Here is a 21,956-nt window from a genome sequence, read left to right as displayed (position 1 = left end):
CGCCCAGCGTCGCCTTTCGGCGCCGGTACGATGGTGTGCAAGAATGAATTAAAGAGCGGAGCGGTGCCGAAGTGGTTAAAATCCCGGCCTGGAGTCAGCGTTTTGTGACTCCGTTTCCCGAAATTTCCTGTATCGATACCGCGCAATAGCGCTATTTTAAATGAATCTGCCCGAAATCAACACGTCTCTTTTCAAACGCCTGCGATTTATTCTTGTCGAAACTAGTCGTCCTGGCAACATTGGCGGCGTCGCGCGCGCCATGAAAACGATGGGTTTTTCCGATCTGGTGCTGGTCAACCCGCGCTTTCCCGATGCCTTGACGGATGCGGAAGCGGTGGCCTTCGCCAGCGGCGCGCAGGACATCCTGGCCGGCGCGCGCATCGTCGGCTCCATCGCCGAGGCGCTCGAGGGCTGCAATTACGCGGCGGCCGTCTCGGCCCGCCTGCGCGAATTCTCGCCGCCCGTCACGGCGCCGCGCGCCATCGCCGCCCAGCTGGCGGCCGGCACGGACTTGCACGCAGCCGTCATCTTCGGCAACGAGCGCTTCGGCTTGCCCAACGAGATCGTCGAGCAGTGCAACGTGCTGATCAACATTCCCGCCAATCCCGAGTATTCCTCGCTGAACCTGTCGCAGGCGGCGCAGGTCGTCGCCTATGAGTGCCGCGTGGCGGCGCTCGATGCATCGGGCGAGGCGCCAGCGGCCAGCGCGGTCGGTTTCCATGGCGACGCGGCCAGCCTGGCCCAGGTCGATGGCATGTACGCGCATTTGCAGGAGGCGCTGGTCGCCATCGATTTCCTCGACGCCGAGAATCCGAAAAAGCTCATGCCAAGGTTGAAACGCCTGTTTTCGCGCACGGGGCTGGAGACGGAAGAAGTCAATATCCTGCGCGGCATCGCGCGGCATATCCTGGCGATGGCGAAAAAAGGCCCATGATAGAAACCCGGCTGCTGCGCCAGTTCATCGCCGTCGCCGAGGAACTGAACTTCCGCCGCGCGGCCGAACGGCTGCACATGGCGCAGCCGCCCCTGTCGCAGGCCATCCTGCGCCTGGAAGAGGCGCTCGGCTATCCCGTGTTCGAGCGCACGAACCGCAAGGTCAGTTTGACGCCGGCCGGCACGGCCTTCCTGGCCACGGCGCGCCAGGTGCTGCTGACGCTGGAAGAGGGCGTGGCCGCCACGCGCCGCGTGGCGCAGGGCATCGAGGGGCACTTGCGCCTGAGTTTTATCCACATCACGCCCTACGCCCGCGTGCTCGAGGCCCTGCGCGCCTTCCGCGCCGCCTCGCCGGCCGTGCAATTCACCTTGCGCGAAGCGTCGACGCAGCAGCAGGTCGAGTGGCTGGAGCGGGGCGACGTGGATATCGCCCTGCTGCGCGCGCCTGGTCGCAGCACGCCGGGCTTGCGTTTCGAGCGCCTGTCCGGCGAAGACATCGTGATTGCGCTGCCATCTGCGCACCGCTGCGCGGGGCAGGCGCGCGTGGATCTGGCCGACCTGGCCGGCGATGATTTCGTCGCTTCGCCGCGCGAGCTGGGCCAGGGTTTCCACGACCAGCTGGCCAGCCTGTGCCTGCATGCGGGTTTCGTGCCCCGCGTGGTGCAGCAGGCGCGCCGCCTGCAAACGGTGCTGGGACTGGTGGCGGCCGGCTTCGGCGTGGCCTTGCTGCCGGCCAGTCTGGCCGCGTGCGCGCCGGCAGGCGTGGGCATGCTGCCGCTCGATAGCGATGCGCCCGAGGCGCTGCGCCAGCTCGACCTGTACATGGCGTGGGATCCGCAGCGCATTTCTCCCGTGCGCGAGCGGCTGCTGGCGCAGTTGCGGCTGTCCGCTATGCTGTGAGACGTAGTAAGTCTCATTTTAAGATAAATAAGATATTTTACAGATGATGGCCCAGGGGCCAGCATGGCGTTTTGATTGTCAGGAACTGCCATGTCCATCATGTCCTCGCGCACAGCGCCGCCGTCCGTTGCGCTGCCAGCCTCCATTTATCTGCTGTCGCTATGCAGCTTTGCCTTTGGCCTGTCCGAATTCATCGCCGCCGGCCTGCTGTCGGGCCTGGCGCGCGACCTGCACGCCAGCGTGGCGGCGGCCGGCGGCGCGATCGCCGCGTATGCGCTGGGGGCGGCCATCGGCGCGCCCATCCTGACGGCCGTGCTGGCGCGCCGGCCCACCCGCCAGGTGCTGGCGGCCACGATGATCGTGCTGGCGCTGGGCAGCGTGGCCATGGCGATGGCGCCGGGCCTGGGCGTGCTGCTGGGCGTGCGCTTTGCCGTCGGCCTCGCGCACGGGGTGTTCATGGCCGTCGCGTCGCACGCGGCCACCAGCCTGGTCGATCCGGGCCGCGCCGGAAGGGCGCTATCCATCGTCTGGCTGGGCCTGACCCTGGCGCTGGCCGGTGGCGTGCCGCTGGGAACCTGGCTGGGCGCCGTGTCGTCGTGGCGTTCGGTCTTTGCCGCCATCGGCGCGCTGGCCCTGTGCGGCGGCGCCGGTCTGCTGTGGGCCATGCCGCGCGCGCGCCGGCAGGCGCCGGCCGTGTCGGCCCTGGCCAGTCTGCGCGCCATCCTGCGCCCGCCGCTGCTGCTGGCGGCCGGCGTGGCGGCGCTGGTCAGCGTGGCCACCTTCAGCTTTTTCACGTATGTCTCGCCATTTCTGCTGCAGCTGGGCGGGCTCGGCGCGGGCTGGCTGGGCGCCGCCATGCTGTGCTTTGGCGTGTGCGCCATCGGCGGCAACCTGCTGGGCGGCTGGTGCGCGGATCGCGCCGACGCGCAGCGTTCCGCCGTGCTGGCCCTGGCCGCGCTGGCGCTCAATTTATTGCTCTTCTATCTGCTGCGTGGCCAGCCCGTCGCCTTGCTGGTCCTGTGCGGTAGCCTGGGCATGCTGTTCTTCGCCCTCGTGACCCTGTCCACCATGCGCTTGCTGCGCCTGGCGCAGCAGCATTGCCCGGGCAGCGACGCCGTGGCGGCCGGCTTGAACATCGCCGCCTTCAACCTGGGCACGGCCGCCGGCGGGGCGATGGGCGGCATGCTGATCGTCGCCTTCGGCCTGGCCAGCATCGCCATCGGCGGCGCGCTGGCGGCGCTGCTGGCCATGCTGGTGCTGTGGCTGCAGTGCCGGAAACTAGACGCGCCGCTCTAGTTTTTGCGCACGGAAGGCCGCCTCCTTTGGCGTACACTGGCTTGCAAAAGGCAGGATAAGACAAGGGGAGACATGGGCATGCGACGCAGATCGTTTCTGAAGCTGGGCCTCATCGGCGCCTGTACGCTGGCGGCCGGCGGCGCCGCGTACCGCGCGGTGCGCGGGCCTGCGCCGCCCGGGCGCTTCGTGCTCGACGGCGAGGCGCGCGCGGCGCTGGCCGCCATCGTGCCGGCCATGCTGGGCGGCGCGCTGCCGCAGGACGCTGGCGCGCGGGCCGCGGCGCTCGACGGCGCCATCGTCGGCGTGCGCACGGCCATCCTCGGCTTGCCGCTGGCGGCGCAGCAGGAAGTGCAGGACCTGTTCGGCTTGCTGGCGCTGGCGCCCGCGCGGCGCTTCGTCGCCGGCGTGAAAGGCGGCTGGCGCGAAGCCGACCCGGCCCAGGTCAGCGCCTTTCTGCAGTCGTGGCGCATGCACCGCCTGGCCACCCTGCAGACGGCGTACCTGGCCCTGCATGACCTGATCCTCGGCGCCTGGTATGCCGATGCCGCCCACTGGGCCGCCATCGGCTATCCGGGCCCGCTGCCCGAACTGAGCTGACAAGGCCACCATGAGCACATCCCCCATACCCGATCCCGTCGCCGCCGGCATTGCCGCCGGCTGGAAAGTCATCGACGCCAGCACCGTGGCCGCCGACCGCACGCTGGAAGCCGACGTGGTCGTCATCGGCAGCGGCGCCGGCGGCGGCGTGACGGCGGAAATCCTCGCGCTGGCCGGCTTGAGCGTCCTGATCGTGGAGGAGGGCGGCCTGAAGTCCTCGCAAGACTTCAAGATGCGCGAGGCCGATGCCTATCCCGCCCTGTACCAGGAATCGGCTGCGCGCAAGACGCGCGACAAGGCGATCAATATCCTGCAGGGGCGCACCGTCGGCGGCTCGACCACCGTCAACTGGACTTCGAGCTTCCGCACGCCGCCCGGCACGCTCGAGTACTGGCAGCGCCATTTCGGCCTGGCCGGCTATTCGGTGGACGCGATGGCGCCATGGTTCGCCATGATGGAGCGGCGTCTGCACGTGAGCGACTGGGCCGTGCCGCCGAATGAAAACAACGATTTATTGCGCCGTGGCGCGACGGCGCTGGGCATCCCCACGGCCGCCATCCGGCGCAATGTGAACGGCTGCTGGAACCTCGGCTACTGCGGCATGGGCTGTCCGACGAACGCCAAGCAGTCGATGCTGGTGACGACGATCCCCGCGGCGCTGGCGCTGGGGGCGTCCCTGCTCGTGCATGCGCGCGCCGAGCGCTTCCTCTTCAAGGGTGAGCGCATCGACAGCCTGCAGGTGACGGCGCTCGACGTTGCCGGGCAGGCGCCGACGGGCGTGCGCATCACGGTGCGCGCCAAACACTTCGTGCTGGCCGGCGGCGCCATCAATTCGCCGGCGCTGCTGCTGCGCTCGCAGGCGCCCGACCCGCACGGTTTGCTGGGCCGGCGCACCTTCCTGCATCCGACGGTGATTTCGGCGGGCCTGTTCGCGCAGCGCGTCGACGCCTATGCGGGTGCGCCGCAGACGATTTATTCCGACCATTTCCTGCATGTGGCGCCCATCGACGGCGCCATCGGCTACAAGCTCGAGGCGCCGCCGCTGCACCCGCTGCTGATGGCCACCACCATGGGCGGCTTCGGCGACGAGCACGCGCGCATCATGCGCGAATTCCCCCATGCGCATGCCTTGCTGGCGCTGCTGCGCGACGGCTTTCACCATGACTCGGCCGGCGGCAGCGTGTCGGTCGACCGCTTCGGCGCGCCCGTGCTCGACTATCCGCTCACGCCCTTCCTCTGGGATGGCGTGCGGCGCGCGCTGCTGTCGATGGCGGAAATCCAGTTCGCCGCCGGCGCGCAGAGCGTGTATCCGGTGCATGAAATGTCCAGCCACTACACCAGCTGGACGCAGGCGAAGCAGGCCATCGGCGATTTGCCGCTCAAGGCCTTGCTGGCGCGCGTCGTGTCGGCCCACGTGATGGGCGGCTGCGCCATGTCCGACGATGCGCGCCTGGGCGTGACGGGCGCCGATGGCCGCTACCACGGCGTGCGCAACCTGTCCGTGCACGACGGCTCGCTGTTCCCCACCTCGATCGGCGCCAATCCGCAGCTGACCATCTATGCGCTGGCGGCGCGCCTGGCCAGCGGTCTGGCGCAGGAACTGACGGGCAAGCCGGCGCCCGTGCCCATGCCCGCATCCGCCGCCGCATGATCGCGCGCATCCTCCGCTGGCTGATGCTGCTGCAAGTGCTGGCCGTGCTGGGGGTGGCCTGCCTGGCCATGCGGGTCTGGGGCGTCGCGTCGCCCGCCGTGGCCGTGCTGCTGGCGCTGGCCCTGCTGCTGGCCGTGCGGGCGCTGATCGTGCTGCGCAATTTCCGGCAAAGCCGGCGCTTCGGCAGTCCCGTGCCGCCGGAGTACCAGCTGGGCGCCCTGGGCGCGGCGCGCCTGTTTTTCGGCGAGCTGCGCGCCACCCTGTGGACGTCGTCCTGGGGCATGCTGCGTCCGCGCCTGGCTGTGTTGGACGCCGCCGCGCCATCCGGGGGCTTGCCCGTGCTGCTGATCCACGGCTATGTGTGCAACCGCGGCTACTGGACGCGGCTGAGCGGCATGCTGGCGCGCGCCGGCATCGCGCACGACGCCGTCGACCTGGAACCGATCGGCGCCGATATCGAGGCCTTCGTGCCCCAGGTGGAGGTGGCCGTCGAGGCGCTGTGCGCGCGCACGGGCAGCGCGCAAGTCGTCGTGGTGGCGCACAGCATGGGCGGCCTGGTGGCGCGCGCCTGGCTGCGCCGTCATGGCGCGGCCCGCGTGGCCCGCGTCATCACCATCGGCACGCCGCACCACGGCACGCGGCTGGCCAACCTGGCGGCGGGCGCCAATGCGCGCCAGATGCGCCGTATCAACGATGAGCCGGACAGCTGGCTGGCGCAGCTGGCCGCCGGCGAGCCGCCCGCGGTGCGCGCGCTGTTCACGTCGATCTACTCCCACCACGACAATATCGTCGCGCCGCAATCGTCCGCGCACCTGCCTGGTGCGCGCAATATCGCCCTGGGCGGCATCGGCCACGTGGCGTTGGCCAGCGACGCGCGCGTGCTGCGCCGGGTGCTGGCTGAAATCACTATCAAGTGCGAAGTCGTCAAGGCCCCTTGTACCCCCCATTTTGGCTGAGCAACGTGGCGTTTTGTCTGCATGGCAAGACTGTCGCTTTTAACTCTGCTGTTGCCTGTATTTAACGATATCGGGGCCAGAAATTACTGTTTTCCACAGACGTACTGTATTAAGCTAACGTCAGGAAGTAGCCGCCGGGAAATTGATTGTCGCGTCTGCCTGCGCCGTCCCGCTGAAATCCACGGACAAGATTTTTACCGGAATCTATGGCAAGATGTTGTAGGATTGTTATGTTACGCGCGCAAGCGGAAAATGGGCGCAAGCAAAAAATGGATCAACGCAGTTTTTATGGGGGGTGCTAATTGTCCGCACGTATCCTGATCATCGAAGATAACGCCACCAATATGGAATTGATGGTGTACCTGCTGCGCGCCTTCGGGTACACGCCGCTGGCCGCCTATGACGGCGAAGAGGGCGTGCGCATGGCGCGCAGCGAGTTGCCGGATTTGATCATCTGCGACGTGCATTTGCCCAAGCTCGACGGCTATGGCGTGGTGGCCGAGCTGAAGAAAGACCCGCTGCTGCGCAAGATTCCGGCCCTGGCCGTGACGGCGCTGGCCATGGTGGGCGACCGCGAGCGCCTGCTCGAAGCCGGTTTCAATGGCTATATCGGCAAACCGATCGAGCCCGACCTGTTCGTTGCGGAACTCGAATCTTTTTTACCCGGGGCGCCGTCGACGCCAGTTAAAAACGACATTGCCACTATCCTGATCGTTGACGATCATGTGCTGAACCGCGAGTTCCTCACCGCATTGCTGGGCTATGGCGGCCACCGCCTGCTGGAAGCGGGGAATGGCACGGAAGGCCTGGAAATCATGCGTACCGAGCGGCCGGACCTGATCATTTCCGACATCCTCATGCCGAACATGGACGGCTACGAATTCGTCACGCGCGTGCATGAAGATCCGGCGCTGGCCGACGTGCCCATCATCTTTTATACGGCCACCTACCGCGAACAGGAAGCGATACTGCTGGCGCAGGCGTGCGGCGTGCGCTGGGTGCTGCCCAAGCCGTCCGATCCCGATGTCATCGTGCGCACCGTGAACGAGGCGCTGGGGCTGGTCGCGCCGGCCGCGACCGCGCCGCCCGCCGCCGATGCCGGCCAGCTGGCCCGCGCGCCGGCCGCTGCGGGCAAGCTGGCCGGCATCGACAACCAGGTCAGCGGCTACCTCGACGAGCTGGAATCGAGCAGCCAGCAGATTTCGCAGCTGGCCAGCCAGGGCGAAGGCCAGGCGGCCATGCCGGAAGACCTGGCCATCATGACGGAGCGCCTGTCGCGCTCGCTGGCCAGCCTGCAGGCCGTGAGCCTGCGCCTGACGGCGCTGATCGAGCTGGGCATCGAACTGGGCGCCGAGCGCGATCCGCGCGCGCTGATCGAAGCGGGCTGCAAGGTGGCGCAGAATATCTGCGTCTCGAAATACGCGTGCATCGGCGTGCTGGAGCCGGGCGCCGAGAAACTCAGCTATTTTTCCTCGTGCGGCACGGAGAAAAACCTCGAGCGCATCGCCAGCGCGCCGCGCACGGGCATCCTGAACCGCTTGCTGGAGCAGCGCCAGCCCTACCGGGTGAATGGCTTGAAAGGCGATCCCACGGCGCTGGGCCTGCCCGACACGCACCCGCCCGTGCACTCGTTCCTGGGCGTGGCCATCGCCTCGCGCGAGCGCAGCCACGGCTGGCTGTACCTGGTCGACAAGCTTGGGGCGAATGAATTTTCCGAAGTCGACGAGCGCGTCGCCGCCACGGTGGCGGCGCAGATCGCCGTCGCCTACGACAACCTGCTGCTGTATGACGAAATCAAGCGTCACCATGAACAGCTGACCCTGGACATGGCGGCGCGCATCCGCCTCGATGAAGACTTGCGCCGCTTCCGCCTGGCGATGGATGCCACGGCGGACGCGATTTTCCTCGTCGACCGCGCCGGCATGTGCTTTGTCGATGTCAACCAGACGGCGTGCCGCATGCTCGGCTTCGAGCGCGAGGATTTCCTGCGCGTCGGGCCTGGCCGCGCACACGAGGGAGAGGCGCAGCTGGAAGAGCTGTACAACAAGCTGCTGGCGGGCGACCAGGGCGGCCCGATGACGGAGCTGCAGCTGCAGCGCAAGGATGGCTCGCCGCTGTCGGTGGAAGTGCAGCGGCGCACCCTGCGCTCGGGCCAGAGCTGGATCCTGGTGGCCGTGGCGCGCGACATCACCGAGCGCAAGGACGCCGAACAGCGCCTGATGAAGCTGGCCCATTTCGATACCCTGACGGGCTTGCCGAACCGCAGCCAGTTCTACGCCTCGCTCACGCATTCGCTGGTGCAGGCGGCCGAACACCAGTGGGCCGTGGCCGTGCTGTTCATGGACGTGGACCGCTTCAAGAATGTGAACGACACCCTCGGCCACACCATCGGCGACGACCTGCTGCGCCAGTTTTCCAGCCGCCTGGTCGATTGCCTGCGCGTGCGCGACACCATCGGGCGCTTCGGCGGCGATGAATTCGCCGCCATCCTGGTGCTGCCCGAAGGCGCCCAGCACTCCGTGGGCGTGGTCGACAAGATCCGCGAAGCGATGCGCAAGCCCTTCGACTTGCAGGGCCACGAGGTGACGGTCACGGTCAGCATCGGCATTTCCGTGTATCCCGACGATGGCGTCGACGCCGACACCCTGATCCAGTATGCCGACACGGCCATGTACCGCGCCAAGGAAGCGGGGCGCGATGCCTTCCGCTTCTTCACGGCGGAAATGAATGCGCAGTCGATGGCCCGCCTGGACATGGAAAACGCCCTGCGGCGCGCCATCGACAACGAGGAATTCGTGCTCTTCTTCCAGCCCAAGGTGCATATCATCTCGGGCCGCATCAGCGGCGCCGAGGCGCTGATACGCTGGCGCCGGCCGGGCCACGGCATGGTCTCGCCGGCCCTGTTCATCCCCCTGCTGGAAGAGACGGGCCTCATCGTGCGGGTCGGCAACTGGGTGCTCGACGAGGCATGCAAGAAGATCAGCGAGTGGGGCGCCAGCAGCATCGGTCCCGTGCACCTGTCGGTGAACGTGTCGGGCATCCAGTTCTTTGTCGGCGGGCTGGAGGAAGAGGTGCTCAAGGCGATCCGCAAGCACGACATCGCTCCCGACCTGCTGGAACTGGAGCTGACGGAAAGCTCGCTGATGTCGAATGCCGAGGAAACCATCGCCGTGCTGCGCAACCTGAAGGCGCTGGGCATCCAGATTTCCATCGACGATTTCGGCACCGGCTATTCCAGCCTGGCCTACCTGAAGCGTTTCCCCATCGACAAGCTGAAGATCGACATCGCCTTCGTGCGCGAAGTGACGAGCAACCCGGACGACGCGGCCATCGTGCTGGCCATCATCAGCATGGCGCACAGCATGAAGCTGCAGGTGATCGCCGAAGGCGTGGAAAGCGATGCGCAGCTGGCCTACCTGCGCCGCCACGGCTGCGACGAGATGCAGGGCTATTATTTCAGCCGCCCCGTGCCGCAGGAAGAATTCGAACAGATGCTGATGGGCGGCAAGCTGCTGCAGGCGCCGCAGGACGCCGGCAGCGAAGAGCAGCAAACCCTGCTGATCGTCGACGACGATGTCTTCATGCTCGATGTGCTCAGCGACTTCCTGGCGCAGGACGGCTACCGCATCCTGACGGCGCAGACGGCGGCCGAGGGCTTCGACATCCTGGCGCGCCACAAGGTGCAGGTGATCCTGTGCGACCAGTGCATGCCGCTCATGAGCGGCACCGAATTCATGGAGCGCGTCAAGCACCTGTGCCCCGACACCTTCCGCATCATGCTGTCGGCGTTTGCCGACCTCACTCCCATCATGGCGGCCATCAACCGCGGCGCCGTCGACCGCTTCTACACCAAGCCGTGGAAGGGCGCCGTCCTGCGCGAGAATATCCGCGAAGGCTTCCGCCTGCATGGCTTGCTGCACGGCTCCGTGAAAGCGGCCGCCTGAGGCAGGGCACCGGCGTGCGCTGGCGCACGTTTAGAAGCGCATCTCTATCGAATTAGACTCCCGTCTCTAGTTTTGCTCACTAGAATAAAAAGCATCGATGAAGTGGCATGGTCTTTTATGACGGGAGCTGACGATGGTGAAGAAATTGAAGGAGCTGGCGGAAGACAAGGAGCTGGCAAGCGCCGTGCGCTCGTCCGCGCAGCAGATCTGGCAAGCCGGCCTCGGCGCCTTCGCCAAGGCGCAGGAAGAGGGCGGCCGCGTCTTTTCCAAGCTGGTCCAGGAAGGCACGCAATTCCAGAAACGGGCCGAAGACAAGGTTTCCGGCGTCAGCGACAGCGTGAGCAGGCTGGCCGATGGCGTGGGCAAGCAGGCCAGCGGTTCCTGGGACAAGCTCGAGCAGGTGTTCGAGGAGCGCGTCGCGCGCGCCCTGGGCACCATCGGCGTGCCCATGCAGCATGACATCGCCGCGCTGCATGCGAAGATCGATGCCCTGAGCCAGCAGGTGCTGGCGCTGTCCGGCAAGGCGCCACCAGCGGCGAAGGCGGCGGCCAGGTCCGCGTCCAAGGCCGCGCCGAAGGCGAAGGCCGTGGCGAAGCCGGCCGTGAAAGTGGTATCCAGGCCGGCCGCCAAGCCGATCGCCAAACCGGCCGTGAAGGCGGCGCCCAAGGCCGTGGCGACGGCGGCCGCCGTCAAGGCGCCGGCGAAACCGGCGGCCAGGGCGGCAGCGAAACCCGCCGCCAAGCCTGCGGTCAAGGCCGCGGCGGGTGCCGCCGCCAGGCCGGCGGCGAAGAAAAAGGCGCCGCCGGCCTGAGCGTGCGCCGTATCCCGTCCAGCCTGCTCGCGCAGGCTTTTTTTTTGCCGCTCCGTTTACACCGGCGCCGTCGGGCCGAGTGTTTCATTCTGGCTATCTTAGGTGGTATGCTTGAGGCAGAACACAGAGAGATTGCCCGCCATGCTACAAAAAGCACCACGTCGTACCCGCGAACGCATCCTGGAGTTGTCGCTGCGCCTGTTCAATGAGTTTGGTGAGCCGAATATCACGACCACCGTGATCGCGGAAGAGATGAATATTTCGCCGGGAAACCTGTACTACCACTTTCGCAACAAGGACGATATCGTCAACTCGATCTTCGTCCAGTTCGAGGCGGAGATCGAACGCATCCTGACCGTGCCCGACGGGCGCCGCTCGAATATCGAGGACGTCTGGCTGTACCTGCACCTGATGTTCGAGCTGATCTGGCGCTACCGCTTCTTCTACCGCGACCTCAACGATTTGCTGTCGCGCAACCGCAAGCTGGAACTGCATTTCAAGCTGATCCTGGCGCACAAGATCAAGGTGGCCACGCAGCTGTGCGAAGACTTGCGCAGCGAACAGTCGCTCGAGGCCTCGGACATGGAAATCGGCGCGATGGCGACGAATATGGTGGTCGTCGCCACCTACTGGCTATCGTACGAATACGTGCGCAACCCGCGCAAGTACAGCGAGCAGCAATCGATGTCAGATGCGCTGGCGCGCGGCTGCTACCAGGTGCTGTCGCTGATCGGGCCGTACCTGCGCAATGAAACGCATCTGTTGTTTCGCAAGTTGTCGGAAGAGTATGTGACCAAACTTAAAAACGACTGACGGGCGTTGCCGGCGCGCCAGCGTTGCCGGTAGCGGGGTCCGGACGTTATTCACGGGAGACATGGTATGGCCTGGAAACAATTCCCTTATCCTGACGCAGCCTATGTGTACACGGAACACAGCCTGGAAGCGGCCTGGCCGCGCCTGCATGCGGGCGATGTCGAGCCGTTTCCCCGGCACGCCGGCTTGCTGCAGGCATGGCTGGCCTTCCATGCGGGCGACTTCGAAAAGGCCGCGAAGCTGGGCCTGGCCATCGGCGTGCCCGGCTATGCGGTGGCGCACAAGGCCACCTGCATCTACGCCACGCATCTGGAGTTGAGCGACAGCCACAAGCTGGACTTGTACGAGGAGGTGGCGGAACGGTGCGAGCGCCAGCAAAGCGAGCAGCCCGACAATCCGGCCGGCTATTACTGGCATGCCTACAGCCTGGGCCGCTATGCGCTGGGCACCTCCGTCGTCAAGGCCCTGGCGCAGGGCATGGGCGCGCGCGTGCGTAACAGCCTGGACCGCACCATGACCCTGGCGCCCATGCATGCCGAAGCGCATATCGCTTTTGGGATTTATCATACGGAAATTATCGACAAGGTCGGCGCCATGATCGGCAGCCTGACGTACGGCGCCAACAAGGATGACGGCTACCAGCATTTCAAGACGGCGCTGGCGCTGACGCCCCATTCGGCGCTGGCCCACAGCGAGTATGCGCGCGCCTTGAATATGCTCGATGGAAAGAAAAAGCTGGCGGAAGCGCTGGCCCTGTATGAACTGGCGGCCGACTGCGTGGCGGTCGATGCCAAGGAGCGCCTCGAAGTCGAGGCTGCGATTGATGAACTGAAAGAGTAAGGGAATGCTGTGATCAAGGCTTTATGTGTCTACTGTGGCGCCAATGCGGGCGTGACCCCGGACTATGCGATAGCGGCGCGCGAACTGGCACGCGTGCTGGTGGCGGAAAATATTTCACTCGTGTATGGCGGCGGCAATGTCGGCCTGATGGGCGTCATCGCCGATGAAGTGTTGCGTCTGGGCGGCGAGGTGACGGGCGTGATCCCGACCCAGCTGGTCGAGCGCGAAGTGGGCCACACGGGCTTGACGCGCCAGTTCATCGTGAAAGACATGCATGAACGCAAGGCCATGATGGCCAGCCTGGCCGACGCCTTCATCGCCATGCCTGGCGGCTACGGTACGCTGGAAGAGCTGTTCGAGATGCTGACCTGGGCCCAGCTGGGCCTGCACGCCAAGCCGATCGGCCTGCTCAATGTCGACCGGTTCTACGATGGCTTGATCGCCTTCGTGCAGAACGGCAAGGAGCAGGGCTTCATCCGCCCGCACCATGCGGCCTTCCTGAACAGCGATGCCGATCCGGCCGCGCTGGTGCAGCGGCTGAAGGAGTGCGCGCCGTAAGCTTGCGGGCTGGCCGTGCGGGTGCCGTCGGGTGCCCGGCGCCGCGCCGTCGCTGGCTGTTTTTCCTACAATGTGACAAGGGCCATGCACTGCGCAGTGCATGGCTTTTTTATTTCCGCACGGGAAAATTGATCGGGCTCAATGAATTAATTAATAAAAATATGTCCATAATATTTCTCTAGAGGCATGTTTTTTTGAAAATGAAGATGCTTTTTAAGCATGAGTGTGGTCTACTGGTATTGTTCAAAAGTTAGGAATATCGGACACCGACGAGCGTTGTACAGACTCCCAAAAAAAGGTGCCGATCCGTTTCAAGTTGCCACAGCCACGCTACTTCATCATCTCGAAAGGATGCTATTTTGAAACCCATGACCCTCTTGCGCGCGACCGCTGTCGCCGCCATTCTCGCCGCCGCTGGCGGTGCCCAGGCACAAACGACCACCATCGGCTTCGATTCGCTGGAACATCCTGGCATCTTCGGTTCCGTCTTCAACTCCTACTCCGAAGGCGGCTACAATTTCGACAGCAGCTTCCTGGGTCTGTTGAGCTCGGCACACCAGAGCAGCTTCGCCTATGCCGGTTCGGCCGGCCTCGGTGCGACGGCCCTGTCGACGACGACGCTGAGCCGCGCCGACGGCGCCGCCTTCTCGCTGAGCTCGATCAGCCTGGCCGACTTCGTCAGCTTGCCCGGTTCCTTTGACGTGACCTTTGTCGGCCATCAAGTGGGCGGCGGCACGGTGACCCAGACGTTCAGCCTCGATGGCAGCCACAGCTTCAGCGACTATTCGTTCACCGGTTTCAACAATCTGCTGTCGGCAACGTGGCGCGAAGGCGCCTTGCACACCTTCCAGGTCGACAATATCACGGCTACCGTGAGCCCCGTGCCGGAACCGGCAACCTACGGCATGCTGCTGGGCGGCCTGGGCGTGCTGGCTTTCCTGCGCCGCCGCAAGAACGCTGCCTGAGCTTGAGCGCCGTGCCGGCCAGGCCGGCACAGCAATTAAAAAGCCGCCCGTTTGACCAGGCGGCTTTTTTTATGCGGACAGGCGCCGGCCATCATGACCACAGGCGCTGGCCGGACAGGTCGAGCTGGGTCAGATACAGCCGCACATCGAATTCGTACTGGTGGTATTGCGGCTCCATATACGTGCACAGCTTGTAGAAAGCCTTGTCATGCTGTTTTTCCTTCACATGCGCCAGCTCGTGCACGGCGATCATGCGCAGGAATTCCAGCGGCACTTCCTTGAACATGGTGGCCACGCGGATTTCATGCTTGGCCTTGAGCTTGCCGCCTTGCACGCGTGAAATGGACGTATGCAAGCCCAGCGCATGCTGGATCACATGGATCTTGCTGTCGAACGCCACTTTGTTGATGGGTTCGGCGTTGCGCAGGAATTCATTTTTCAAATCCTGCACGTACTGGTACAGCGCCTTGTCGTTGCGCACGTCATGCGCGCTCGGATAGCGTTTCAGCAGCACTTCGCCCAGCTTGTCCTGTGCGATCAGCTGTTGCACTTGCGATAGCGTCTGCTCGGAATAGGCGCTCAGGTATTTCAGGGATGGCTGCATGCGGGGAAGGGCGGGTCGGTCGGTCGAGGCGAGAATGTACCACAGCGTGGCGCCCGGCGCTGGGCCTGGCTACTGCCAGGCACGCTCCTGCCCATCCGGCTCCCATCGGGTCGGGCTCCTGGCTGAGCTCATCCGTATCAGTCTTCCTTCGCCGCAGCTATCTGCAACCTTGCTGAAATATAACTCTACCTGGATGCAACCTTATCCGCAGAATGTCACCCCCGCCAGGCGTGCCACTATGCCACCGTCATGCTCCTTCCTCATTCATGTTCCCCCGTCATGTCCAGGAAATCACGCTACTCCGTCGTGTCAAGGAACGTCCAGACGTGCCCGGCATCCCGTCAAGGCTTACCCGTGGGCATCCCGGCCTTCGTGGGCGCACGGCGGCGCGCGGCGACGCTGACACACCATTGCGCGCCGCCGCCATTCCCGCTCCCGTACCTGCGTACGGCACGGCCCGTACTACCCAGCCGTGCGGCAAGGACGCCTCAAGCCTCGAGGCAACTCAGCCCTTGTCGTCCTCGTCCTTGCTGCCGGGCCTGCCCGCCCGGGATGGCTGCTCGGCGCTACCGCCGCGTGCCGCCGTGCCGCCGCGGCTTTCATTGGCGCGCTGGGCCGATTGCCGGCTCTCGCCGCCTTTGCGGCCGATTTCCGCCATGTGTTCGCGGTTGCGGCTGACGGCTTCGCCGCCTTTTTGCCCGGCCCGCCGCGCTTCTTCCGAATCGAACTCATGAGCGGTGCCTTTCTGGTGCGCCGCCTGGCCGCCCTTGCTGGCGATTTCGCGCTGCTGCTCTTCATTCATGGCGGCAAAGCCGCGCTTGCTCGTGCCTTTGCCGGATTCGCTCGCCTTCTGGCTGCTGCCAGCCCCCTTGCCTTGTTCATTACCTTGATTGCTAGCCATGTTGCTCTCCTTGCTATCGAGTGGAAATCAGGTAGTCAATGTGCCTGGTCGGATTGCCTGCTGGTGTCGCGGCTGTGGCCAGCGCCGTCGCGGTGACCGCTGACCTGCATTTTTTCGATCAATTCGCGCTGGCGCTGCGTGGCTTTTTCCGTTTCTTCGGCCGTCTTGCGCACCAGTTCATCGGCGAAGGCCACGGCCGTGCGGCTGGCCTCGGGTATGTGGGTTTCCGCCGTGCGGTTCATCTCGACATTGGCGTTGGCGACGAGATTGCCCAATTGCTGCTGGTACTGGCGCAGCTTGTCGCTGCCCGGTTGCAGCCGGGAAACCACCGACATGAACTCGCCAGTGTCGCGTGCGCACAGCAGCTGCTGGCTGGCATGGCTCCATTCCTGGAGCAGGTCATGTGCCAGCCGCAGATTGAGCTCGCTCATTTTCTGCGTCGTGTCGAACAGCTTGCGCGACAGTTCGGTGGCGAAGTTGAGCTGAGCTTCCAGGTGGGACTTCAGGGCGGGGCTGAGACTGGGAGTGATACTGTCTGTGAACATGTTCTACCTCAATGAAAATCTGGTCCGAGAAACACCCGGTGCACCGGATGCGACGTATGCTGCAACAAGCAAAGGGATAGACGCCGGACGGCGCGCCAGGTTCCACGCCAGATGCCGGTTTATGGGGGGGATGGGTCGCTGGCAGGTAGAAAAATGCGGGGACTTTGCGCTAGATCAAATGGCGGTGAAATGGCACGCCTGCCGGGCGCTCCCATGCCGGCTGCGCGGAAAATGCCGGTTTATAAGCCCAGCCGTGCGACAATAGCCGGCTCGCGGCAGCGCAGCCGATGGCCGGCGCGCGTGGCTGAGCCGAGCATTGCCCTACTTTTTGCCTACTTTCGCGACCATGACGCATCCCGAATACATCCTGACCCTGTCCTGCCTGGACCAGCGCGGCATCGTGCACCGCGTGTCCGGCTTCCTTGCCGAGCACGGCTGCAACATCCTCGATTCCGCCCAGTTCGGCGACCAGGAGTCCCAGCTGTTCTTCATGCGCGTGCATTTCGCGCTGGAAGACGGCGCCGTCAGCGACGCCCAGCTGCGCGCCGACTTTGCCGCCCTGTCGCAAACCATGCAGCTCAACGGTCAATTCCACGGTCAGTTGCACGATGCGCGCGTCAAGCCGCGCGTCATGCTGATGGTGTCGAAGATCGGCCATTGCCTGAATGATTTGCTGTTCCGCTACAAGAGCGGCTTGCTGAACGTGGAAATCCCCGCCATCGTCTCGAACCACATGGAGTTCTACCAGCTGGCGGCCAGCTACAATATTCCGTTCCACCACCTGCCGCTGGCGACCGGCGCGCCGGAGGCGGCCAAGCTGGCGCAGGAAGCGAAGATCATCGAGCTGATGGAGACGCACCGCATCGACCTGGTGGTGCTGGCGCGCTACATGCAGATCCTGTCGCCGGGCCTGTGCCAGGCGCTCGACGGGCGCGCCATCAATATCCACCATTCCTTCCTGCCCAGCTTCAAGGGCGCCAAGCCGTATGCGCAGGCACATCACCGCGGCGTCAAGCTGATCGGCGCAACGGCGCACTTCGTCACGGGCGACCTGGACGAAGGCCCGATCATCGAGCAGGATGTCGAACGGGTCGACCACGCGATGGATGCCGACACGCTGACGGCCATCGGCCGCGACGTCGAATGCGTGGTGCTGGCGCGCGCCGTGAAATGGTTCGTCGAGCACCGCATCCTGAAAAATGGCGACAAGACGGTCGTCTTCCGCTAAATTGGCGGGCAGCATTTACTTACCTTATTGATTACCGAGACAGAAACACGATGGCCCTTAAAGCAACAATCTTCAAAGCCGATCTGCAGATCGCCGACATGGACCGCAATTACTACCAGGATCACGCGCTGACCCTGGCGCGCCACCCGTCCGAGACGGACGAACGCATGATGGTGCGCCTGCTGGCGTTCGCCATCCACGCCAACGAGGCGCTCACCTTCACCAAGGGCCTGTTCGACACGGAAGAGCCGGACCTGTGGCAGAAGGACTTGACGGGCGCCATCCAGCTGTGGATCGAAGTGGGCCAGCCCGACGAAAAGCGCATCCTGAAGGCGTGCGGACGTTCCGAGCAAGTGATCGTCTACAGCTATGGCTCCACCAGCCACATCTGGTGGAAGCAGATCGCCAATAAACTGGAACGGGCGAAGAACTTGACCGTGATCAACCTGCCATCCGAGGCGGCGCAAGACATGAGCAAGCTGGCGCAGCGCACCATGCAGCTGCAATGCACGATCCAGGATGGCCAGATCTGGCTGACCGATAGCGTCAACACGGTGCAGATCGACCGCGAACCGGTGAAGCCGGCGCGCTGATGTTTGGCCGTTGCCCATGAAAAAGCCCGGAGCGTTCCGGGCTTTTGTCGTTGATCATGCTCAGTTCGGGCTGCTGCCCAGGCGCTTGATGCTGCTCGAACGCTGCATGCTGCGGCTGATGCGCGGGTCGCCGTAGTAGCTGACTTCGCCCGAACCGCCGATGCTGATCGTCAAGTCATCCTTGGCCCACACTTCCGCCTCGCCCGAGCCGCCGATGCTCACCTGCACGTCGTTCGCGGCCAGGCGGCCCGCCTGGATATTGCCGGAGCCGCCGATCGATGCGGTCAGTTGCTCCGTCTTGCCGCTGGCCTTGAAGCTGCCGCTGCCGCCGATGGAAATGGAGGTCATGCGGCTGTCGAGGTCGCGCGCGTTGATGGAGCCGGAGCCGCCCACGTCGAAGCGCAGCTTTTCGGCGCGCAAGCCCGTTGCCGTGATGTTGCCCGAACCGCCCACGCTGATGCGCTCCACCTGGCGCGCCTGGATGACGATGGTCAGGCTGCTCTGGCGGAAGTTGGCGTTGCGCTTGCCGGGACGGATGCGCAGGGTGCCGTTTTCCACGGCCGTGTCGATCAGCGGCAGGATATTGTCGTCGGCCTCGATGGTGACGCTGTCCGTGTTGCCGATACGCAGTTCGACCGTACCCGGCACATTCAGCGCCACGCCGTGGAAACTGCCCACGTCGCGCGTCTGTTTCTGCAGCTTGCCGCTGCCCTGGATGCTGTTGCCGGAGATCCAGTCCAACGGCGACGCCAGCGCCGGCGCGGCGGGAAGCGCCAGGGCGCAGGCGGCCAGCAGCAGGGCGGTTGCGGTGCGGGCATGGCGGGGATGGAAAATTGCGTGTGTCATTCTTGCTCCCTGTTTAGAATTTGTATGCGTGCATGGTATGCCAGCGCGCCGCGTTTGCGTACCGCGCTGCGACAGACGGCAATGCTGGCGGCACAGAATGCAGGAGGATGCGACAGGATGGCATGAGGTATCATGCCGGTATTGGACATACGACGACCGGCACGCGCCGCTCACACTACTGGAATTACATGCTGATCATCACCATCAAACAGGGCAAGGAAAAGAGCTTGCTGGGCCAATCGTGGATTTACGCATCCGCGATTGAAAAAGTCGAAGGCAAGCCGCAGGAAAAAATGAAGCCTGGCTCGACGGCCATCGTGCAGAGCTCGTCAAAGCAGTTCATCGCCCGCGCCGCCTACAATTCGAAGTCGCAGATCCGCGCGCGCATCTGGAGCTTCAAGGAAGACGAGCCCGTCGACCACGCGCTGATCAAGCGCCGGGTCAAGGCCGCCATCGAGAAAAAGCTGCCAGCCATCAAGAAGGCGGGCGAGAACCAGTTGTTGACCCTGATCAAGGGCGAGGACGAGGGCTTGCCGGGCCTGGTGGTGCAGCTGTTTGGCGGCGTGCAGGGTTATCTGATCTGCGAATTCAACGCCGGCGGCGTCGATGCGTGGAAAGTGGCCATCGTGCAATCGCTGATGGCTTCCACGGGCTGCGTGAACGTGTACGAGCGTTGCGACGAGCTGATGCGCAAGGGCGAAGGCTTGCCCCTGATCGACGGCGCGCTGGCCGGCGAGGAACCACCCGATGAAGTCATGCTGACGGACAATGGCGTGCGCTATGCGCTGGACCTGAAGACGGGACACAAGAGCAAGTTCCGCTGAGAATGGTGGCAGACAAAAAAGCCGGCGCGAGCCGGCTTTTTTGACGTCTGCTACTCGAGCGGCACGCTGCGGTATTTATTGACTTCCAGGGCCGACACCGCTGGCGCATCATTGCCCCACGAGGCGCGCAGGTAGCTCACCACGGCCGCCACTTCGCGGTCGTCCATCACGGGGCCGAACGGCGGCATGCCGTAGGGGCGCGGATTGCCGCTGGTTCCAGGCGCGAAGCCGCCGTTGAGCACGAGGCGGATGGCGTTCACGGCCGAGATAGTCGTCAGCGCGCGGTTGCCGGCCAGCGGCGGATAGCCGGGCGGCACGCCCTTGCCGTCGGCCTGGTGGCAGCTCGCGCATTGCGCCTCATACAGTTTCGCGCCCAGCGCCAGCTGCTCCCGCGCCTGCGCCGACGTGTCGCGCGGCGTGCGCGGCGCCGGCCGGGCCGGGCCGGGCAGGCTTTTCAGGTACACGGCCATCGCCTGCACGTCGGCGCCGCTCATGTGCTGCAGGCTTTGCCGCACCACCTCGGCCATGGGGCCGAAGACGGTGGCGCGCGGCGAGACGCCCGTTTGCAGCAATTCCACGATATGCGCCGTGTCCCAGTCGCCCAGGCCCGCTTCCGCATCCGACGTCAGCGAAGGCGCATACCAGCCCAGCATGGGGATCAGGCCGCCCGACAGGCCGTCGTCGCTGCCGCCCAAGGTGGTGCGGCTGCTATGGCAGGCGCTGCAGTGGCCCAGGCCCTGCACCAGATAGGCGCCGCGGTTCCACTCCATGCTGTGCGTCGTGAGCGGCTGGTACACGCCCGGCTTGAAATACAGCGCGCGCCAGGCGGCCAGCGCGATCTGCTGGTTGTAGGGAAAGCGCAGTTCGTGCGGCAGACTGGCCTGCCGGTGCGGCGGCACGCTCAGGAAATACGCGTACAGGGCGTCGCTGTCTTCGCGCTGCACCTTCGTGTAGTTGGTGTACGGAAAGGCCGGATACAGCAGGCGGCCATCCTTCGATTTGCCGTTATGGATGGCGCGCCAGAAGTCGTCGGCCGTCCAGCTGCCGATGCCCGTTTCCCTGTCGGCCGTGATGTTGGGCGATATGACCTTGCCGAATGGCGTTTGCAAGGCCCGTCCGCCGGCGTACGGCACGCCGCCGCGCGTCGTGTGGCAAGCCATGCAGTCGCCCGCCTTGGCCAGGTAGGCGCCGCGCGCGACCAGCTGCTCTTTTCCCAATGTACTGGCGGCGGCCGGCGGTCCGACGTCGTCCGCAGGCCACAGCAGGAATCTGGCGCCGGCCGCGACGATGGCGGCGCCGGCAATCGCGATCAGCCATTTCTTCATGGTGCCACCTGCGCGCCGGAGCCCGGCACGCCGCCACAGTGCAGCGGCAGCGGCACGGCGATGTTTTCCGCGGGGCGGGCGTCGGCGCTGGCCACTTGCGTGCCCAGCCAGGCCGAGACGGCGCCCACGTCCGCGTCCGACAGGCGTTCGGCGACTTGCGCCATGCAGTCGGGCGCGTGGGCGCGGCGCTTGCCGTTCTTCCACGCGCCGAACTGAGCGTTGATATAGTCGCGCGGCAAGCCCAGCAAGCCGGGGATGGCGGGCGCCACGCCGGCCAGCTTTTCGCCATGGCAGGCGATGCAGGCGGGAAGCTTCTTGCCGCTGTCGCCTTGCAGCACCAGCTGGCGGCCCCGCGCCAGGGCGGCCGCACCGGCATTGCTGGGCTGGGCCGGCGGCGGGGCAGGGTGTTGTGCCGCAAAGTAGTCGGCGATTTCGCGCAAGTAGGCGTCCGGCAAGTGCTCCACCATATAGTTCATCATCGGATACTGGCGCCGTCCTTCGCGGAAATTGAGCAGCTGGTTGTACAGGTAGCCGGCCGGCTTGCCGGCGATGCGGGGAAAGAAGGCGTCGTGCTTTTCCTGTTGCGCATGGCAAGCCGTGCATGCCTTGATGCGCTGTTCCAGGCTGTCGTGGCTGGCGGAAATGGTGGCGGGCGCGGCCAGCGCCAGGGTGGGCAGCGCGATGGCCAGGGCCAGCATGCAGAGGGTGTGCCGTGACAGGGAAAGTCGCATGGAAAGTGGCATGGGAAGATAAGCTGTCTCGTCGGTCGATGGCGCGTGCCGGTGTTGCTGCCCGGATGTTGTTACCCTAGCATATACTGGGCGCT

Annotated in this window: 21 protein-coding genes; 15 read left to right on the top strand and 6 right to left on the bottom strand. The window is 65.1% G+C overall.

All coding sequences use genetic code 11. The features are described 5' to 3' along the window. Nucleotides 1–160 precede the first annotated feature (160 nt). From O0880_RS24400 to O0880_RS24345, 12 genes are all read left to right on the top strand, one after another. On the top strand, nucleotides 161–934 hold the full coding sequence (locus tag O0880_RS24400) for an RNA methyltransferase (protein ID WP_071324573.1): 774 nt from the start codon (nucleotides 161–163) through the stop codon (nucleotides 932–934). After that, nucleotides 931–1,833 carry a LysR substrate-binding domain-containing protein gene (locus tag O0880_RS24395; protein WP_289889185.1) on the top strand — a complete coding sequence of 301 codons (903 nt, stop codon included), beginning with the start codon at nucleotides 931–933 and terminating at the stop codon, nucleotides 1,831–1,833. The genes O0880_RS24400 and O0880_RS24395 overlap by 4 nt, the downstream gene beginning before the upstream one ends. A 90-nt stretch (nucleotides 1,834–1,923) precedes the next feature. Continuing rightward, a complete protein-coding gene (locus tag O0880_RS24390; RefSeq protein ID WP_289889184.1) occupies nucleotides 1,924–3,129 on the top strand; it encodes an MFS transporter in 1,206 nt (401 codons plus the stop codon). A gap of 72 nt (nucleotides 3,130–3,201) precedes the next feature. After that, complete coding sequence (locus O0880_RS24385; protein ID WP_289889183.1) at nucleotides 3,202–3,726, top strand: hypothetical protein; 525 nt, start codon at nucleotides 3,202–3,204, stop codon at nucleotides 3,724–3,726. Between the two features lie 10 nt (nucleotides 3,727–3,736). Next, nucleotides 3,737–5,377, top strand: a complete 1,641-nt coding sequence (locus O0880_RS24380; RefSeq protein WP_289889182.1) for a GMC family oxidoreductase — start codon at nucleotides 3,737–3,739, stop codon at nucleotides 5,375–5,377. Then, a complete protein-coding gene (locus O0880_RS24375) occupies nucleotides 5,374–6,333 on the top strand; it encodes an alpha/beta fold hydrolase (RefSeq protein ID WP_289889181.1) in 960 nt (319 codons plus the stop codon). The genes O0880_RS24380 and O0880_RS24375 overlap by 4 nt, the downstream gene beginning before the upstream one ends. 302 nt (nucleotides 6,334–6,635) lie before the next feature. Then, nucleotides 6,636–10,277: an EAL domain-containing protein gene (locus O0880_RS24370; protein WP_289889180.1), complete on the top strand. Its 3,642-nt coding sequence runs from the start codon at nucleotides 6,636–6,638 to the stop codon at nucleotides 10,275–10,277. Nucleotides 10,278–10,410: 133 nt separating this feature from the next. After that, the gene (locus O0880_RS24365; protein ID WP_289889179.1) at nucleotides 10,411–11,088 is read left to right on the top strand and encodes a phasin family protein; all 678 of its coding nucleotides are present in this window, start codon (nucleotides 10,411–10,413) and stop codon (nucleotides 11,086–11,088) included. Between the two features lie 141 nt (nucleotides 11,089–11,229). Then, nucleotides 11,230–11,901, top strand: a complete 672-nt coding sequence (locus O0880_RS24360; RefSeq protein WP_071324565.1) for a TetR/AcrR family transcriptional regulator — start codon at nucleotides 11,230–11,232, stop codon at nucleotides 11,899–11,901. A 66-nt stretch (nucleotides 11,902–11,967) separates the two neighbouring features. Next, on the top strand, nucleotides 11,968–12,741 hold the full coding sequence (locus O0880_RS24355) for a hypothetical protein (protein ID WP_071324564.1): 774 nt from the start codon (nucleotides 11,968–11,970) through the stop codon (nucleotides 12,739–12,741). Nucleotides 12,742–12,753: 12 nt separating this feature from the next. After that, a complete protein-coding gene (locus O0880_RS24350; protein ID WP_289889358.1) occupies nucleotides 12,754–13,299 on the top strand; it encodes a TIGR00730 family Rossman fold protein in 546 nt (181 codons plus the stop codon). 368 nt (nucleotides 13,300–13,667) lie between these two features. Beyond that, on the top strand, nucleotides 13,668–14,264 hold the full coding sequence (locus O0880_RS24345; protein ID WP_071324563.1) for a PEP-CTERM sorting domain-containing protein: 597 nt from the start codon (nucleotides 13,668–13,670) through the stop codon (nucleotides 14,262–14,264). A 91-nt stretch (nucleotides 14,265–14,355) separates the two neighbouring features. Here O0880_RS24345 and O0880_RS24340 read toward each other — a convergent pair whose 3' ends face one another. From O0880_RS24340 to O0880_RS24330, 3 genes are all read right to left on the bottom strand, one after another. Further along, the gene (locus O0880_RS24340) at nucleotides 14,356–14,868 is read right to left on the bottom strand and encodes a YgjP-like metallopeptidase domain-containing protein (protein ID WP_071324562.1); all 513 of its coding nucleotides are present in this window, start codon (nucleotides 14,866–14,868) and stop codon (nucleotides 14,356–14,358) included. Between the two features lie 505 nt (nucleotides 14,869–15,373). Then, nucleotides 15,374–15,769: a KGG domain-containing protein gene (locus tag O0880_RS24335; protein WP_289889178.1), complete on the bottom strand. Its 396-nt coding sequence runs from the start codon at nucleotides 15,767–15,769 to the stop codon at nucleotides 15,374–15,376. A gap of 35 nt (nucleotides 15,770–15,804) precedes the next feature. Further along, complete coding sequence (locus O0880_RS24330) at nucleotides 15,805–16,314, bottom strand: phasin family protein (RefSeq protein ID WP_071324560.1); 510 nt, start codon at nucleotides 16,312–16,314, stop codon at nucleotides 15,805–15,807. Between the two features lie 346 nt (nucleotides 16,315–16,660). Here O0880_RS24330 and purU point away from each other — a divergent pair, with 346 nt between their 5' ends. Together purU and O0880_RS24320 are read left to right on the top strand one after the other, a co-directional pair. Continuing rightward, nucleotides 16,661–17,542, top strand: a complete 882-nt coding sequence (purU, locus tag O0880_RS24325) for a formyltetrahydrofolate deformylase (RefSeq protein WP_071324559.1) — start codon at nucleotides 16,661–16,663, stop codon at nucleotides 17,540–17,542. A gap of 50 nt (nucleotides 17,543–17,592) precedes the next feature. Then, the gene (locus O0880_RS24320; RefSeq protein WP_071324558.1) at nucleotides 17,593–18,135 is read left to right on the top strand and encodes a YaeQ family protein; all 543 of its coding nucleotides are present in this window, start codon (nucleotides 17,593–17,595) and stop codon (nucleotides 18,133–18,135) included. A 60-nt stretch (nucleotides 18,136–18,195) separates the two neighbouring features. Here O0880_RS24320 and O0880_RS24315 read toward each other — a convergent pair whose 3' ends face one another. Beyond that, nucleotides 18,196–18,981 (bottom strand): head GIN domain-containing protein, encoded by a 786-nt coding sequence (locus tag O0880_RS24315; RefSeq protein ID WP_289889177.1) that lies wholly within the window; start codon nucleotides 18,979–18,981, stop codon nucleotides 18,196–18,198. A gap of 188 nt (nucleotides 18,982–19,169) precedes the next feature. Here O0880_RS24315 and O0880_RS24310 point away from each other — a divergent pair, with 188 nt between their 5' ends. Then, nucleotides 19,170–19,805, top strand: coding sequence for an SAM-dependent methyltransferase (locus tag O0880_RS24310; RefSeq protein ID WP_071324556.1), 636 nt, complete (start codon nucleotides 19,170–19,172; stop codon nucleotides 19,803–19,805). 50 nt (nucleotides 19,806–19,855) lie between these two features. Here the strand turns inward: O0880_RS24310 and O0880_RS24305 are convergent, their stop codons facing one another. Further along, on the bottom strand, nucleotides 19,856–21,130 hold the full coding sequence (locus O0880_RS24305; RefSeq protein ID WP_289889176.1) for a cytochrome c: 1,275 nt from the start codon (nucleotides 21,128–21,130) through the stop codon (nucleotides 19,856–19,858). Then, nucleotides 21,127–21,861, bottom strand: a complete 735-nt coding sequence (locus O0880_RS24300) for a c-type cytochrome (RefSeq protein WP_289889175.1) — start codon at nucleotides 21,859–21,861, stop codon at nucleotides 21,127–21,129. The genes O0880_RS24305 and O0880_RS24300 overlap by 4 nt, the downstream gene beginning before the upstream one ends. Nucleotides 21,862–21,956: the final 95 nt, after the last annotated feature.

It is taken from the genome of Janthinobacterium sp. SUN118 (genome assembly GCF_030397695.1).
Lineage (GTDB): Bacteria > Pseudomonadota > Gammaproteobacteria > Burkholderiales > Burkholderiaceae_D > Janthinobacterium.
Note: the sequence above shows the minus strand (reverse complement) of the source record. Positions and strands in the feature narration are given on the sequence as shown.